Genomic DNA, 15085 nt, shown 5'->3' with positions numbered 1-15085 from the left:
GGCAAGTCACACAGGTGCCCGGCTTGAACGAAAGGGGTGGGACAGGACATGAGCGCTGATGCCTTTCTCAACGCGATGGATGACCTGTTCGGTGCCGCCCGCCAGCACGGTGTCTCCCATTCAGACACCGTTCGCGGGATGACACCCCCGCCGGCGCCTGCCAACTGGCAGTCGCGTGCGGCTGAGCACCTGCAAGAACGCACCCAATCGCTGTCGCGTACCAACGCCGCGTTCGCCGCAGAGGATGACAGGGTCCGATCGCGGGTCGACGCCGTGAGCGCGGCGGTGAATCAGGGCAAGACGCAGATGACGTCGATCAAGACCGATTACCGCATCAACCGCGCCCGGCTCGCTTCGGTTCCTAACGACCCAGAGGTTGCTGCCCGGATCGCGCAGCTGGACCGGGTGCGCATGCAAGACGGCGCCAACACGGTGCAACACACCCAATCCAATCTCTCCGCGGCGATGCGCTGAAATTAGCAATCTCAGCCCTTGGTCTGAGTCCATCTCTGCACCGCAGGACTTCTTGCCGGGGTAGCCGTTCGCCTCGTCCGTTGCCCCGCCGACCGTTCTCCGGTGCGCAGCCTCGGCCCGCAGAAAATTAGTGCTGCCGCTGTCTCTGTGGTCCGAGAACCAGTGGAAACTGGCCCGGTTTTTTCGATTCGGCCCACTTGCGCGCCGCTACCGTCGAGTTCGACGTAGTAGTCAGGTGCAGAGGGGCGGCGGCATGTGTCGGTCGAAGCAGGAACCGGGTGGGCCTCGGCGCTGTGCCGGTGACGCCAGGGCGGTGCTGTCGAGGGCTCGGCGCGACGTTCGAGTGCTCTCCGGCCGTGCCTCTGAGCTCGCTGGGAGGTTGGAAGAGGGCTCACTTGATGTGAACGCTGACCTGAGTCGTGCCTCGGTCGAGGAGCTCACCCTCCTTCGTGACCGCCTGATCATGGGGTGGGTCGATGCGCGGCAAAGCGACGACCTCGTCGCTGACCAGCAGTTGGAGCGCAAGGTCAAAGAGCTTGGCGAGGAGTTCGGCCGCCGCGGCCACATCCACGCTGCTGATCACAACGGTTTGGCAGACATGGTCGTCGACGCGATAGCGCCGCGGTCTGAAGGCCAACAGCGGGTGGATTGCGGATCGCTGTGCGCACTTCAGATCACTGAGCAAGCGGCGAGCCAGGGTTGGGAACCGGCCGCAGGACCAGGCTCAGTCACCGTGTATCGCAAAGGCGCCCAAGAGATCAGCGTGCAGTGGTCGTGGAACGGCAATGTCAACAGTGCGATGATCAATGGGTACGGCGTGTGTGGCACTGGGGAAGAGAAGCTGGCGCAAGTTCGTAGTGCGTTGTCCAAATAGGCACCACTCCAGCGTGATTGATGGAGTAAACCAAACATCGCCTCGATTCGATCGGGCAGTCTTGTCGGGACCTTTTGCTAACATGGGAGATGTCGCAGCGACATTGCGGCACCGATACGACTAGGTGGTTCAAGCCTGGTCACCAAACCCGAGAAGGGAACTGCACCAATGAAACACGACGCCAAACCAGATCGCCTTTCCCCCGGAAAGGTGTCGTGCACCTGCGGGGCAGGCCCGTTCACCGAAGCGGGTCACGATGTGCACGCAGCCCGCGTAGAGCAGGCGCGGCGACCGCAGAAGCGGTGACACACCAGGTGTATCGCGATACCTAGACCACCCCTCAGAGCTGGCCACCGGAGCATCACCCGGTGGCCAGTTCGCCTTTCAGGCCAAGTGGGGTGCGAGCAGGGGTCGTGCAGCGTCACTGTGCAACGCCGCGGGTCGCCGGACTTGACGACAGACTGCGCAAAGGTCTGTGGAGGGGTTCGCTCGCTGCAACGTGACGAAGAAATGCCATGCCGTAACGAAAACATCGGTAGCCCATGCTCGCCGAAAGGCACAATGAACGGGTGGAAGACCAAATCGACGCCTCCGGATCTGTCGGAGGCTCCGACGAGTCCGTGTTCAGCATCGTTGACCCGCAAGGGGCGGTGATCAGCCTGGCCCGGCTGGTCGTCAACGGCCAGAAGATGCTCAACACGATGCGTGAGGCCGCAGAAACCGCACAATCCGCCCAGGGGGTAGCGCCCGACCAAGCCCGACGTGTGGTGGACAAAAGCCGCGACTTCGAGCAGGACTGGAACGACGAGAAGCTGCCGTTGCTCATCGTCAGCATGAGGCTAGCGTTGGAAGTCCTCGACACTTTCGGGCCCGAAGGTGTGACTGTTGAGGATCCAATAGAAGCGGCTATCTGGAACAACAAACCGCATGTATGGCTTAATGAAGTTAAGGCACAACGGAATTCATCGCCGCCGCCACCATCGTGAGGATTCCCGAACGAACCGGAGAAGGTCAAGCGCGAGAGCAACGAATCGGCGATTGCTTGCGCCCTGGCCGCCAGGCCCCAGCGAGAGCCTCGGTTCCTAAACTGCGGCGAAGTCACCTCGCGTTGGCGGACAGCCTGTTCACGATGGTTACCGCTTGATCGCGGACCTGGTAGCCGCAAACCTTGGACTCGAGAACCACCGTGGACACCGCAGCCAAGGCGTGCTGGCAGGTCCATCCATCAGTGCCTGCGCGGGTGGAAGTCTGACTGATCACATTGTCGCCCTCGGTGTCGAGGGCGCCGATGTTCCAGGTGCGGTCGCTGGTGTTGCCGCCAGCGCTCGTGCCGATCGAGACAGCAGAACCCGCGCATTGCCCCCACCACTTTGTGAAGATCCGGCGCGTGGACTGGGCGTCATCCTCAGAAGCGTGCCGCACCGCCGCCTGCTGTACCCAGTGCTGGTGGTCTGAGTCGGCGTCCTGGGCCACCTCGGTGCGTATTTCCCTCCAGTTGGTGAACCGGTAGACGCGCATTTCTGCGGGATAGAGCGCGCCCACGCACTTCGGCTCACGAACCCACCAAAAGTTGTTGTCCAGCGTCGTGGACCTGCTCGTCAATGCCATGTTGCGGGCACCCACGATCGCCTTGAGTTCGTTGATCGGCAGCATGATCTGGTCGAGCTGGGCGTGGGTCGGCGGGGCAGTTGTGGAGATAGCAGTGCCGGCCGCGATAGTGGTGCAGCCGGCGACCAGCAGGGCGGTGGCCGCGGCGACGATCGGGAGCCAGGCTCGTGGTACGGGCACCAGGTAATTGTGGCTGGGTGAAAAATGCGGCCGGGCGGTGCAGTGCCGTTACTACCGGCCCATGCGGATGATCGGCACGACCGGCCCCTGGAATGGGGTGTTGCGGATGTTGGTGTCGACCAGCTGTAGGTTCGATCCGCATCCGTCAGGCAAGTAGAAGGTGTTGGTCGGGAACTGATGCGATAACTGGCGGATCTCGCTGTGCGAGATGGGGGTCCATGCTGACGCCGACGGAATCTCAGAGATAGCGCCAAGATCACCGATGCCAACGATGCGGTTGAGGTCTTGCACCTCATAGGCGTAGCGGTTCCACGTGCCCGGATACCAGCTGTCGCCGATCTGCACCATCTTGGTGGTGTCGGTCGGTTCGATGCCGGCGATGCGGAAGTGGTAGTTGTGCTCGTAGTCGAAGCCAGTGGTCGCAGCATCTGGCTGGCCCATCGACATCTGTCCCGTGTACGGACCGGTTCGGATCTGATCAGGCATGGTCGTGGGCGTCTTGGGTCCCGGCGTCAAACCCGGCGGTACCTGATCGGTGGGGTAAGCCTGCGTCTTGTCGACCACCCAGTAGCCGGCCCCGGGAAGTTCGCTGGTTGGCGCCGGATCGCCCAGTGTGATCTTGTCAGGCCCGGTGTAGGGCTTGTCATGGCTGGGTGTGTCGAGCGCCTGGATGGAGGGATCCCTGCGATCACCACCTTCGCCGCGGTCGCGGTCGCTGCTATCGGTCACTTCGGACGCGCCGCGCTCGTCTGTGGCGGTGTAGCGGTGGGCAGCATCGGTGAGCTTGTCGGCCAGGTTGTCGTGCTCGCCGGCGATTGCCTCGGCATTGGCGGCGCGCTGCTCGTTGAACACACGCAGCTGCTGGGTGGTGGCGTGTGCGATTGGCCCCCAGGCTGCCGACAGGGCGTCGGGATCGTTGGGAGGGGTTCGGGCGACGGTCTGCCACTGCTGGCCACGCTGGCGGTGCGATGCGGCGGCGGTGATGAGTTCGGCGGGGTCGACCCGCAACTGATCCGACATCGTGTTGATTCCTTCGGTGCAGAGCCGTGGGCCTATCTCTGCAGTGAACTGTATCCCGCCCCCACCGGTGCCTTGCGGCGATTTTCGGTCGGTTTCTGCGGGTTAGCTCGGGTGCAAACTGCTGCTCAAACGGTCACTACGCGGCCATTAGGCTAACTGCACTGATACCTCGCGGGCCAACCCGCAACGTCTGAACCTGGGGAAGGAGTCGCCATGGCCACGTCGCGCCGACGTCGAGCGACGGTCATGTTCGCATCTGCGGCAATGGCCTGTGCGGTGCACGCCGGTCACACCGCGACGGCAGGAGCCGACGCGCCAGTGGCCCCATGGCGCGGACACGAGCCCGCGCGGAGCCCCAACCCGTGTGCCGGCGCACCAATCACTCCCATGCAGCTCACCGGCGACTGGCGCATGGGAGCTGGCCCCCAAGTCACAACTCTGGGCGCAGACGGAACCTTGCGGGCTGAACGGACCGACGGCGGTGTGACCACCGGAACCTGGACCTACAGCGAGGCCGAGTTCTCCCCGGCCAAAGACAGCATTCCGCCGGAGGCCGGCAAGCAGTGCGTGATCTGGTTCAACACCCCCAAAGCCGCACCTCCGGTTTTCGCGCCCTGGCGCCTCAGCGGAGACACACTAGAGCTCAGCCTGGTGGGACGTGGCAACACCGTGGTGTGGCACCGCCCCTAGTTCCCCCAGAATCGGGCCGCGATTGGCTACCCATCGCCGCGGGCGTGCGACTCTGTCGACATGCCCGCCGGCCACTGTCGATCAGGAACGGGTGCAAGAGTCGTTCGACGCCGACAAGGTAGTTCGACGTTGATGATGGCGTTCCCTGGGTGGTGTCGTTGCGCGAACAACCCGAACTTCCCAGTCGGCCCCTCTCTCAGAATGCGTTCATGCTTGCGCACTCCGGCTACCGCCCGGCTAGGGTTCATATCGTCCTGAACGCCGCCCCAGGGGCTAGGGGCTGCAACATTCGCGCTTCTGGGAAGGCTGCAAATGTTCGTCATAGGAATCGATGCGCACAAAGCCAGTCACACTCTGGTAGCTGTGGACGCCACGGGGCGCCGGCAAGCCGAAAAGACTGTAGATGCAACTGATTCCGGCCATTTCAAGGCCCTTCGATGGGTACGCGGCCGGTACCCGACCGACGAGCTCACTTGGGCAATAGAGGATGTGCGGCACGTGTCGGGACGGCTCGAACGATTCCTTCTCGAATCGGGGGAGCGATGTGTGCGCGTGCCGACAAGGCTCATGGCGCGCGCTCGTCACGAAACATCAAGAACCCCAGGTAAATCGGATCCTCTGGACGCACTTTCTGTGGCGCGGGCCTATCTACGCGAACCTAACCTTCCGGTGGCGTGCCACGACGAGGTGTCGCGAGAACTCAAGCTGCTCGTCGACTACCGCGAGAGTCTCGTCATGCAGCGCACCGCGATCTGGAACCGGCTCTTATGGCGGATCCACGAACTCGACCCCGAGCGGAAAGTTGGCCCGCTAGATGCGGTCCGCCATCGAGAACCGGTGCAACGATGGCTGGCCACGCTCCCGGGCATCGTGGCCGATTTGGCCAGCGTGGAACTCGAAGACATTGCACGTCTGACGACCGACATCCGGGGATGGGAGCGGCGCATTGATGAGCGAGTGTGCGGCATTGCCCCCAACCTGCTCGCCATGCCGGGTGTGGGCACACTGACCGCCGCGCGAATCATCGGCGAGACGGCAGTGGTCACCCGATTCGCAGGCAGCGAAGCGGCGTTCGCCAGGTTCGCCGGCGTCGCACCGGCACCACGCTGGTCAGGCTCGACTGCAGGACAGATGCGGCGGTCGAAAGTTGGAAATCGGAGGCTCAACTCCGCCGTCCACCGGGTAGCTGTCACCCAGCTAAGGCTGGCCGGTCCAGGTAGAGAGTACTTCGACAAAAAAGTGGCAGAAGGGCATTCGCGATCAATGGCGTTGAGGTGCCTCAAACGCCGTGTTTGCCGGGTGGTATTCACGAGGCTCAATGCGGATCACCGCAGGCGTTACCCGAACGGCGGCCCACCCGAGACCTGGGCGGCTCAACGGAAGGCCGCGGCGGCGCCTGATGTGCACGATGGTTCTCCTGACTAGGGTGCCGAACGCTTCAGCCGCTTTAGTGGACAACCATGCACCGATAGATGGCCTGTCAGGGTTAGTCTGCCCGGTACAGTGTGGCGTGGCCGGTCTGGCGATGAGCGTGAGCGAGACCCGGCTATGAATTTGGCACCGGCTGGGTATGCGTACCCAGTCCCAGGACCCCGACGGGAGATCTTCAACCATGACTGATGACCGAGTGTTTTCTTCTGACCAACCGTGGTTTCCACCGGCCGTCCCCGCGGAGTTCCCCGATGGCCGCCTGACACCGACATGGGTGGGCAAGGTCGCCAAATCGGCCTCCGGAGACATCGTGATCCGCTCCCATCTGCGGCCGCGCCACCCCGACGACAAGCGCTACATGGGCGCATTTCGCACCTTCTGGCGAGCGTTAGCGTTCGCCGACCGACAAGGCGTCTTATCGATGCTGCAGCGATGGCTGGCCGACGCCGAGACCGAATTGGCCAACCCCGAGCTGGACCCCGAGACCGCGGTCTATGTGCGCCGGTTCCGCGGTGATGTCGATGGAGCACTGAACCGGCTCAGCCGCGCCAACACCGAACCCATGGCCTGGGCCGGCGCAGAATTCTCTAAATACGCCCCAGAGCAACGTGTCATGCTCGAAGCTCTCATCGGAGCAATTGCCTTGCACCGCGCCGGCGACCTCACCGACGACAAGCTCTACAACATCCTCACCTCCCTTGACGTAGACCCCAACGACCGGACAGCCGGGATCACCGAGGAGTCCCTGGCCAAAATCCGTGCAGCGGCACAATATGGCGAGCCACTTGAACTGCAATCCACATATCGGCGATCGTGAAATAGTGCGCAGCACAGTGCGATAGTGCGAAACAGTGGCACCGATCTGTCGGTGGGGCCACGTAGAATGGTGGACATGAGGAAGCGAAAGCCTCCTGCCATACGGCCAGGTCCGAGGACCCGGTCACCGAAACCCTGGAGGGTGCTATGTCTTCTGTTGCCAACACCGGAATCGCCCGCATGGTTGGGTCGGCGCACGGCGTGGTGCACGAGGGGGACCGCGTTGTCACATGGTTCGGTCAAGCCGACCTCTACCACCTCGACCCGCCACTGTGCGGCTACACCGTAGTGGTGGCGTCCACGCTGCCCACCGCTCCTCGCATCGCCGCCCGTGGCCGGGAAGAACGTGGTGTGGAGACCTTCTTGTTCGGCGTCACCGGCGAGGACCTGCAGTGCGACCGCGCCGAGGGAGAGCTGCCCGGCAGCGGATGGGGCAACACCGTCGGCGACGCCTTGGCCGAGGCGGGCTACCGGCTGGTGTGACGCCGCGGGCCTGCGGCCCCGACGCCGACGGTGACCAAGGCGTCGGGGATGAGGAGTCGCCTAGGCATCGATACGCTTCGGCCAGTCGACGACCCACTGGCGTTGGGCCACAGAAGATGTCAGACCCCCTCGATATACTCGACGCAGCGATTCACACAGAATCCGCTACACCAACCGGCTAGGCCCGAGGGCCCGGTCATCAACCCGAAAGGGCGTGACAACCATGATGTATCTCGTAGACGGCGAAGAGTTTCCGCTGGAGATGCTCACCGCCGAGCAAACCACCAACGTTCTGGTGGAACTGCGCGCACAGGCCGCCACCGTCGCCGGATCCGGCACCCTGGCCGCCCAGATCGCCGAACTCGCAGACTGGCTGGAATTCCTCGACGAGGAAGCCGCCGACGAGGTCCGCGCCGAGACGGCATCCGACCTGCGCGTGGCCCTCCACGCCGAGCAGTACGCGGGGATCCTGTGACAACGGTGGCCGCTTCGGCGGCCACCCCCGCCCGGCACGGCGCGGCCACCCCCGCCCGGCACGGCGAAAGGCGCTGCAGCGCATGAACAATCGCGAGATCGCCCGGCAGGTTCACCTGATTCCAGCCCACGTGCTCACCCAGGCATTGCCGGACCTGCGGCCGGTCACCGACCTGTCTGAGCTGCGTCAGACCTTCGCCGAATGGATCCTTGGACAGCGCACCGTCTTTCCCACCTGGCAAGCGGCGTGGAACAGCTGGACCGGCGCAACTCATGAGCGCCCCGGCCGCGTCGAGTTGCACGTCAGGTGCCCTGAGTGCCGCGGAACGCTGATCACCACCCGGCGCGGAATCCCGCAGGCCTGCACCACCTGCCATGGCCGTCGCCGCACATGGAGGCGCAGCTGCGCCCTGTGGCAACCGGGAGGTTCCCAGTGATCCCGCAACCCCCCGGGCAGCCCGAAGGCAAAGGTGGGCTCTGCGAGGAATCGGTGCAATCAACCCCGGAAACGCCGGCCTCAACATCGGAGCTGACCGAACTTCTCACCCGTGTCGAGGAGTTGGATTCCGAGCTGGAGCAATTCCTGACCGATTCGCCAGTCGGACCGGTGGTCAAACATCCACTGGTCTTCTCGATCCCGCATGTGCCGCACTTCAACGCGCTGGCCAACGCGCGCCTACGTGAGAAGCAGAAAGCGTGCGCGCACGCGCTGGAAACCCACAACTGGTCGAGATTCATCTACCTGCACGAACGGCCCTACCGGCCGCACGCCTTCGCCGCGATCAGCACCGAACTGACCGATGAGAGCTATTGGGAACACCTCAGCAGCATCTGGACCGACGCCGAGAACATCGTCCAGGACCACACTCTCTGGACATCACTGCTGAAAGAACCCGGCCGCCTGAGCACGCGGCACCTGATGATGAACGATGAGGAGAGAAAGCGCCTCGATCAACTGCCCGATGAGGTGACCGTCTATCGCGGAGTCAACCACGGTGCCCACGACCATGGCATGAGCTGGACGGCGGACCCGGCTGTCGCACACCGATTCGCACTACGATTCGGCGGCCACGGACAGCCGCAGGTACTTACCGGCCGCGTACGCAAATCCGACATCATCGCCTACCTCCACGGCCGCAACGAAGACGAGATACTCCTGGATCCTGAGGCAGTGACCGGCATCGTCGCTTCCACCACCAACCCGGCTGGATGAGACCCCAAGATCGCCGAGCGGCGGGCTGGGACAACTCCGGGATGTGCGGACGTGACCGGGCGCGCGACGATTGAGACCGATAGACAAGCGCTGAATGTCAGTGGGGCACAGTAGAATAGCGGCATCGGAAACTTGCAGCCGATAACTCCAACCGGCTGGGTCCGCGGACCCGGTCCCCAACGAGCAAGGGGTAGCCCATGACAACTGTGAACCTCGATGAACTGATCAACCAGCGTGTGGCGCTGATCGGAAAGATTGAGCGCGTCGCCGCCGAGAACGTTCGGGCCTGGATGGTGAAACATGGCCGCACCCATCTCCCCGTCGACGACGAACGCAGCAACGCCCTCACCGATGACCGCACCGAGCTGCTTTACGGATCCGACCCGGACCGCGAAGCCGAATATTCTGACCTCGATTCCGCGGTGGGGAACATGGCGGTCAGGTTGTTCAGTGACAGCGCCGAAGGCTACTCAGTCTCGTTGGCTGATCTCAACGACTACCTCAAGACCGGCAGCGACAAGTGAAGCCGCTCCACCGACAGCCACTGACCACAGTGCGCTGTCGGTGGGGCCAACTCAAAGCCACACATCGCGATGCCACATCCAACCAGGTGGAACAAGCCTGGCCCTACTGGGAGGCCAATGCCTAATCCAGCACCTGTGCGACGCGATCGACGTCTCGACTGGCACGAGGCCATCGACAAAGCCGAGAGCACCTACCGCGCGGAAAGTTTCGGCGAGTTCTGGACCCGCTCGGTGGACCCGGGTGTGGCCTGGGTCCACCGGCATTCAACGTCAGCCGGTCCATATCAGCAGCGGACCACCTGAGTCGTGGCGCCGTACCAGTCACCGCGGTCCGTAGCGTCCTGAGGCGTCGAGAAGCGGTGCGCCAGTCTCGGACAAAAAGCTGCGCCGCACATCGTCCTCGCTGATCGACAGGAGATGCGACAGCGGCACCAATGTCGCCATCCCGGCGGCCGAATCGGGCGCGGCGGCCCGGACACCGAATGTCACGTGCCGTAAGAGTCGATACGTTCCCGACACCTCGGTGAGGTCGAACCCGCCTGCCAGGTCCTCTTCAGCGAACGGCAAGTCGAGATAGGGCAGTCCCACGTCGTCGCGCAGGTCATCACCGCACAGCCCGTACAGACATCGTTCCGCAACACCAACGTCTGCGGCGAACACGATGGTGCGTTCCTGCGAACCCGTCCGATCGTCAGGGTCGTCGTCGGCTTCACTGATCTCGACCCGGCCGCGACTACGAAGGCGCAAGAAATAGCGGCCCGAGTGAGAACTGAGCACCGTGGTTGCGGCACTGTCATCAACCACGTGCGAGTAGCCAGCGGCCCGGGCCCAACCCACACACTGAGCACTGAGCAGCGGCGCGACCGACATGAATTCCAACCTAACCGACGAGTCAGTAGCCAGGCCTGATCGGTTGCCCGACGGACCGGATTCGCCGGATCCGCGAAAGAAACATCATGTCGGTGCTACACGATATGATGCGAAAAGCGATGTCGGACAAAGCAACCCCGTCATCCGATACGGCTGAGTGTGCAAGCTCGGCCACCAACGAAAGGGACACCTGTGGGATCTATCAGTTACCCGATACCGGCCGGCAGCTCTGCCCGCGCAGAAGTCGCCAAGTATGTGCGGCAAGGAAGCTCTTCGGTGATCGCCTCGAACTACGCACCGGGGGACGGTGGGGAATGGGGCGGCGTCTATTTCGCCGCCCACCGCGAAAGCAGCGGGCAGGTCTGGGCCTCCATCACGCTATTCGGCCAGCACCGAGGCGATGTCCACATCAAGGCGATGTCCGAAACGATGCGACCAACAGCGGTGGGTTGCGGACCTCGAGTACTACGGGCGCTGACCGAACCGGCGGAAAGTGAGGACGCCCGGTTGTGGAGGCAAGAGGCCCACCGGTATCAGCAGAAACGCCGCGACGCCCTGGCCGCCCGGGGCCACGCCATCGTTCTGGCTCAGCCGGTAACCCTCACCAACGGCATGGTCCTTGACACCGTTGTCGTTGACAGCCTGCGATGCTGGTCAGCCAACGATGACCGTCTGCGCATCCGCCCACAGTGGGACTGGTTCATGCGCGACTGGCAACAAAGCCCGTAACAGCGGATCCGGTCGACGGTGATGGTAGAACCGCCGTCGACCGGGTCCGGTGGCGAGCCCGATCGGAGCCTTCCGCAACCCGGCGCATGAGGGAGCAGGGCGATGCGCGCACCACATGTCAGGGGACACCGATAAGGTCGACGCAGCGCGAAGCCCACTGCCTCGACAACCGCCTCCGGCCAGGTCCGCGGACCAGGTCACCTAACCCACAAGGGATTCCAATGACGCTCACCACCTCCCGCCACACCGGCACCCTCGTCGGCCACCCCCATCCAGCTCTCGCCACGGCCAGCCACGAAAATCCCTCCCAACCCGCACCGGCCATCCTCGACGCCTTCGCGGGGCCGGGAGGCTGGGATGTCGGCGCCGCCATCATCGGGATGGACCCCGCCAGCATCCTCGGAGTGGAGATCAACGCCAACGCCGCGGCCGCCGCGACCAAAGCCGGGCACCGGCGCCATGTCGGTGACATCACGGACATCCATCCTGCGAACTTCCCAGACATCACCGGCTACATCTGCTCCAGCCCCTGCCCCACCTTCTCCCCGGCGGGCAAGCGCAGCGGCGCCGCCGATCTGCAGATCATCCTCGACGTGATCACCCACGCAGGCAGCCTCGACTGCGACTGCCCATGGGAACAGATTGCCGAGGAACTCGCCTCGGCCGCAGACCCTCGAACAGCACTGGCAGCACAAACCATCCGCTTCGCGCTCGGCCTACCCAACCTGGAATGGCTGGCATTCGAGCAGGTAGCCACGAAAGCGACCGAGTACATGTTCGACGACCTCGCTGCAGAATTCATGGAGGGGTTTGCCGGAGTGGACGTATTCACCCTCGATGCCGCCGACTTCGGCATGCCCATGCGCCGCAAGCGAGTATTCCTGGTAGCCAACCGATTCGAACCCACCGGCCGCAAAGACCACAGCCCCCAGACGATCCGCTGGCCACAAAGGAGCATGGCGCAGGTGCTGGGATGGCCAGCCGGAGAACAGATCCGCACACGAGGGAACCGCCGAGCCACCGGAGGAAATCTATTCAGCGCTGACAAGGTCGGGTGGTGTCTCACCGAGAAAGCCCGCACGTGGCAGCGTGAAACGACTGGCGAGCGGCTCACCGAAGCAGAAGCAGGCTACCTGCAGGGATTTCCCCGAGACTATCCCTGGCAGGGCAGCCGTACCGCCCGCTTCCATCAGCTCGCTGACGTCGTCACGCCACCTTGTGCGGCTGCCGTCCTCGGGACCGCAACCAATCGCCCGTGGAGCGCAGTGGCCGCTCAATATCTGGCCGATCTGTATGACCATCCTGGTGTGGAGGTTCCCCCAGAACCGGCGTGATGCTGCGCGACGCTGATGACGCACGGTGGACCTGTCGGCCAGGCGCGCCGATGAGCGAGCCGCAGCGGCGAGGGCCGATGTGGGGCGCACCGGCGCGGCGCACCCCACATCGCTTACTCGTTGATCCACGACAACACGCAGCTCAGTGATTCGTCATAGCAGGCGTCTACCACCTCCTCCAACGTGGCAGTCGGCTTCGTGAACAGTCGGTGCAGCGTGGCGTTGGCCAGAAGATTCATCGCGTCAACCGTGCCCGTGTCACCAAGCTCGGCAGCAGCGGTGACCTCGTCGGCAGCCTCATTGATCACATCGTGCACTTGCTGCTCGGATACCACGGCGGTCTGGGATTGGCGTATCGATGTTGTCAACCGGTCCTGGTAGGCGATCTCATCGTTGATCAGCCCCAGTGCGGCGTCGACGACGCCGGCCAAGGTCTGGGCTGGGTGGTCTGACAACGCGGACGCAACGAGTGCGCGCCACGGCCGGCGGACATACTTTGCCACCGTCATGACGTTCGCCCCGGGGCCCTCGGTGTTGTGCACCCACAGACGTAGCGTCACATCGGCACCATCGTCTTCCCCCTCGGCCCCGTGGATGGGATCGATGTCCAGCGTCAACGCCTCCACCGCCGTTCCGGGCTTGAGGCCAATGGCTTGCAGCCACGGTGTTTCGCTTCGGCCAGACTGGAAGACCGCCAGCATCAGCCAGTGCAACGTGTGCGCTGAATCTGGCTCGGCAGACAGGCCGTCGAGAAATTCGACAATGCGCTCCTGGGCGCAGGAGTCCAATTGCTGCTCCCACCAGTTGGTGTAGACGTTGGTGTTTCGCGAAATAGTCAGGGGGACAGGTAGGTACATAACGATTAAGTCCTTCGTTTCGGTACCGGGTAGCGCGTACCCGGCCGGGTGATGTGAATGTCGAGGCATGCAGCCTCACATGCGGGAATGGGTCTGGCCGGCAAGGATTACAGGCGAGTGATCGGGGGTGATTGTCGCGACGTGGTCCACTCAAAATGACCGACCTCGTCCTGCAGGCATCCGTCGGCGACAAGGAAGCCGAATAGGGAGTCGTCACCGCTCTGAAATCGTGCATACGAGCCGGGGTGCGCGAACGGTGCCACTGCCTTGAGGATCTTCTCTGTAAACAACGTCCACCGCGCCGAGTAGAACCCGAAGCTAAAGCCGTACTCGGCGTCCTCGGTGCAGTCCTCGAAAAAGGTCTCTTCATGGATGGCATCGGACAGGCTGGCGTAGGTGCAGCCTGTCAGTGCGTTCACGGCGGCCAACGCCGCGTCGGTGTCGGCGGCCGGAATGGTGAAGTTCACATCGACGGAATGTGCGTCATAGCCCATCGGTCTAGCTCCTGTTCGGATTCGGTGGCCAACCCACGCGGGACTGGCCGGAGTGTCCTCGATTCGGTGGTGAATCGATACGCCAATGATAGCGCCAGGGTGTGACATATTCGGTTGCAGCCCAGGCGAATACGAGTTTATGACCGCCGTGTCGCAGCGCGGCAGCCGACGCAGTTGTGCCATCGCGGACGCGGGGAAGGCCCGAACCGCACTGAGACGCGGCACAACAGAGGAATCGGATGACGAGCCTAGCGCGGCAAGAAAATTCATGTCAGACCCCGCCGATACACTCAAAAGGTAGCGCGGCCAGTTAGCCCGCTACTGATCCGGTCAGGTCTAGCAGCCCGGCCACCGAGAAGCACAGGAGCAAACAGTTGAAACGACACATCATGACTACTGGAGGCAGGGAGCTACTTGCTTCCCGCCGCAATGCCGTCGCGGCCGCGCGGGTGCGGGTAGCCGACAGCGGCCAGGCTGGAAACGGGGTCCAGTGATGGGGGTTCGTGACGCGCGCCAGGCTGCGCGCACCGACCTCATGGCCGTCGTCTTCTCAGCGGCCCAGAGTATCGGAAAAGGGTTCCGGCGCGCCGAGGATGACTGGCGGCCGATGCTGTTCTTCAGGACCAGCCCAGACGGCCCGGTCACCATCGCCGCGGTCCCGCTCATCGCCGAGAACAAAGCACTGACCGCAGTGATGATCGAGCATCTTCTGAAGTCGGTCAACGCGATTGAAGCAGTCTGGTTGACTTCGGCGTGGATGGTGACCCGGCCCCTGGGAATTCTCAACGCGGACACCATCCGACCGTCGCTGCAACCCGACCGGCGCGAGATCCTCATGCTCGCCCACGCGGGCCCAGATTTCGTCGTGGCGCGCAGCGCGGATATCAATCGCCGCCCCGGGAAGCCGCCCACGATCGATCAGCTCGGTGAGACATGGGCTGACGGTCTCGAACTCGACGGGCTCTTCGTCGAAGCGCTGCGCCGCGGTCTCGGCTGAGGCAATGACGCGGGGCC

At 63.6% G+C, this 15085-nt stretch carries 20 protein-coding genes; 15 read left to right on the top strand and 5 right to left on the bottom strand.

Annotation, left to right across the window (positions count from 1 at the left end):
• Positions 1-48: 48 nt before the first annotated feature.
• From G6N44_RS27735 to G6N44_RS27725, 3 genes are all read left to right on the top strand, one after another.
• Entirely contained in the window at positions 49-474 is a 426-nt protein-coding gene (locus tag G6N44_RS27735) for a hypothetical protein (protein ID WP_088304764.1), read from the top strand.
• Between the two features lie 400 nt (positions 475-874).
• Positions 875-1348, top strand: coding sequence for a hypothetical protein (locus G6N44_RS27730; RefSeq protein WP_133062543.1), 474 nt, complete (start codon positions 875-877; stop codon positions 1346-1348).
• A 569-nt stretch (positions 1349-1917) separates the two neighbouring features.
• Positions 1918-2334 carry a hypothetical protein gene (locus G6N44_RS27725; RefSeq protein ID WP_133062544.1) on the top strand — a complete coding sequence of 139 codons (417 nt, stop codon included), beginning with the start codon at positions 1918-1920 and terminating at the stop codon, positions 2332-2334.
• Between the two features lie 112 nt (positions 2335-2446).
• Here the strand turns inward: G6N44_RS27725 and G6N44_RS27720 are convergent, their stop codons facing one another.
• Together G6N44_RS27720 and G6N44_RS27715 are read right to left on the bottom strand one after the other, a co-directional pair.
• Positions 2447-3136: a sensor domain-containing protein gene (locus G6N44_RS27720; protein WP_088304767.1), complete on the bottom strand. Its 690-nt coding sequence runs from the start codon at positions 3134-3136 to the stop codon at positions 2447-2449.
• 51 nt (positions 3137-3187) lie between these two features.
• Positions 3188-4156 carry an ESX-1 secretion-associated protein gene (locus tag G6N44_RS27715; protein ID WP_163670504.1) on the bottom strand — a complete coding sequence of 323 codons (969 nt, stop codon included), beginning with the start codon at positions 4154-4156 and terminating at the stop codon, positions 3188-3190.
• A 387-nt stretch (positions 4157-4543) separates the two neighbouring features.
• Between G6N44_RS27715 and G6N44_RS27710 the strand changes: the two genes are divergently transcribed.
• The 9 genes from G6N44_RS27710 to G6N44_RS27670 all read left to right on the top strand — a co-directional run bounded on the left by G6N44_RS27710 (position 4544) and on the right by G6N44_RS27670 (position 10090).
• On the top strand, positions 4544-4846 hold the full coding sequence (locus tag G6N44_RS27710) for a hypothetical protein (RefSeq protein WP_088304769.1): 303 nt from the start codon (positions 4544-4546) through the stop codon (positions 4844-4846).
• Positions 4847-5158: 312 nt separating this feature from the next.
• On the top strand, positions 5159-6271 hold the full coding sequence (locus tag G6N44_RS27705; RefSeq protein WP_235683160.1) for an IS110 family RNA-guided transposase: 1113 nt from the start codon (positions 5159-5161) through the stop codon (positions 6269-6271).
• Between the two features lie 280 nt (positions 6272-6551).
• The gene (locus G6N44_RS27700) at positions 6552-7094 is read left to right on the top strand and encodes a hypothetical protein (RefSeq protein ID WP_163670502.1); all 543 of its coding nucleotides are present in this window, start codon (positions 6552-6554) and stop codon (positions 7092-7094) included.
• A 146-nt stretch (positions 7095-7240) separates the two neighbouring features.
• Positions 7241-7576: a hypothetical protein gene (locus G6N44_RS27695; protein ID WP_088304771.1), complete on the top strand. Its 336-nt coding sequence runs from the start codon at positions 7241-7243 to the stop codon at positions 7574-7576.
• Between the two features lie 223 nt (positions 7577-7799).
• Positions 7800-8051, top strand: a complete 252-nt coding sequence (locus G6N44_RS27690) for a hypothetical protein (RefSeq protein ID WP_088304772.1) — start codon at positions 7800-7802, stop codon at positions 8049-8051.
• Between the two features lie 82 nt (positions 8052-8133).
• Positions 8134-8487, top strand: coding sequence for a hypothetical protein (locus G6N44_RS27685; RefSeq protein ID WP_088304773.1), 354 nt, complete (start codon positions 8134-8136; stop codon positions 8485-8487).
• Positions 8484-9263, top strand: coding sequence for a hypothetical protein (locus G6N44_RS27680; RefSeq protein ID WP_163670500.1), 780 nt, complete (start codon positions 8484-8486; stop codon positions 9261-9263). The genes G6N44_RS27685 and G6N44_RS27680 overlap by 4 nt, the downstream gene beginning before the upstream one ends.
• 197 nt (positions 9264-9460) lie before the next feature.
• A complete protein-coding gene (locus G6N44_RS27675) occupies positions 9461-9787 on the top strand; it encodes a hypothetical protein (RefSeq protein WP_088304775.1) in 327 nt (108 codons plus the stop codon).
• A 135-nt stretch (positions 9788-9922) separates the two neighbouring features.
• The gene (locus tag G6N44_RS27670) at positions 9923-10090 is read left to right on the top strand and encodes a hypothetical protein (protein ID WP_163670498.1); all 168 of its coding nucleotides are present in this window, start codon (positions 9923-9925) and stop codon (positions 10088-10090) included.
• Between the two features lie 18 nt (positions 10091-10108).
• Here the strand turns inward: G6N44_RS27670 and G6N44_RS27665 are convergent, their stop codons facing one another.
• Positions 10109-10657 (bottom strand): Imm61 family immunity protein, encoded by a 549-nt coding sequence (locus G6N44_RS27665; RefSeq protein WP_163670496.1) that lies wholly within the window; start codon positions 10655-10657, stop codon positions 10109-10111.
• 192 nt (positions 10658-10849) lie between these two features.
• On the opposite strand from G6N44_RS27665, the gene G6N44_RS27660 reads away from it, so the two are divergent.
• Positions 10850-11386, top strand: coding sequence for a DUF6927 domain-containing protein (locus G6N44_RS27660; RefSeq protein ID WP_163670494.1), 537 nt, complete (start codon positions 10850-10852; stop codon positions 11384-11386).
• 221 nt (positions 11387-11607) lie between these two features.
• Entirely contained in the window at positions 11608-12720 is a 1113-nt protein-coding gene (locus G6N44_RS27655; protein WP_163670492.1) for a DNA cytosine methyltransferase, read from the top strand.
• A gap of 113 nt (positions 12721-12833) precedes the next feature.
• Here G6N44_RS27655 and G6N44_RS27650 read toward each other — a convergent pair whose 3' ends face one another.
• Together G6N44_RS27650 and G6N44_RS27645 are read right to left on the bottom strand one after the other, a co-directional pair.
• Positions 12834-13577 carry a hypothetical protein gene (locus G6N44_RS27650; protein ID WP_163670490.1) on the bottom strand — a complete coding sequence of 248 codons (744 nt, stop codon included), beginning with the start codon at positions 13575-13577 and terminating at the stop codon, positions 12834-12836.
• A 107-nt stretch (positions 13578-13684) separates the two neighbouring features.
• On the bottom strand, positions 13685-14071 hold the full coding sequence (locus G6N44_RS27645) for a hypothetical protein (RefSeq protein ID WP_163670488.1): 387 nt from the start codon (positions 14069-14071) through the stop codon (positions 13685-13687).
• Positions 14072-14564: 493 nt separating this feature from the next.
• On the opposite strand from G6N44_RS27645, the gene G6N44_RS27640 reads away from it, so the two are divergent.
• Positions 14565-15068, top strand: coding sequence for a hypothetical protein (locus G6N44_RS27640; protein ID WP_163670486.1), 504 nt, complete (start codon positions 14565-14567; stop codon positions 15066-15068).
• Positions 15069-15085: the final 17 nt, after the last annotated feature.

The organism is Mycolicibacterium alvei, assembly GCF_010727325.1.
In the GTDB taxonomy this organism is placed as follows: Bacteria; Actinomycetota; Actinomycetes; order Mycobacteriales; family Mycobacteriaceae; genus Mycobacterium; species Mycobacterium alvei.
This window is presented reverse-complemented; position numbering and strand designations above follow the sequence as displayed.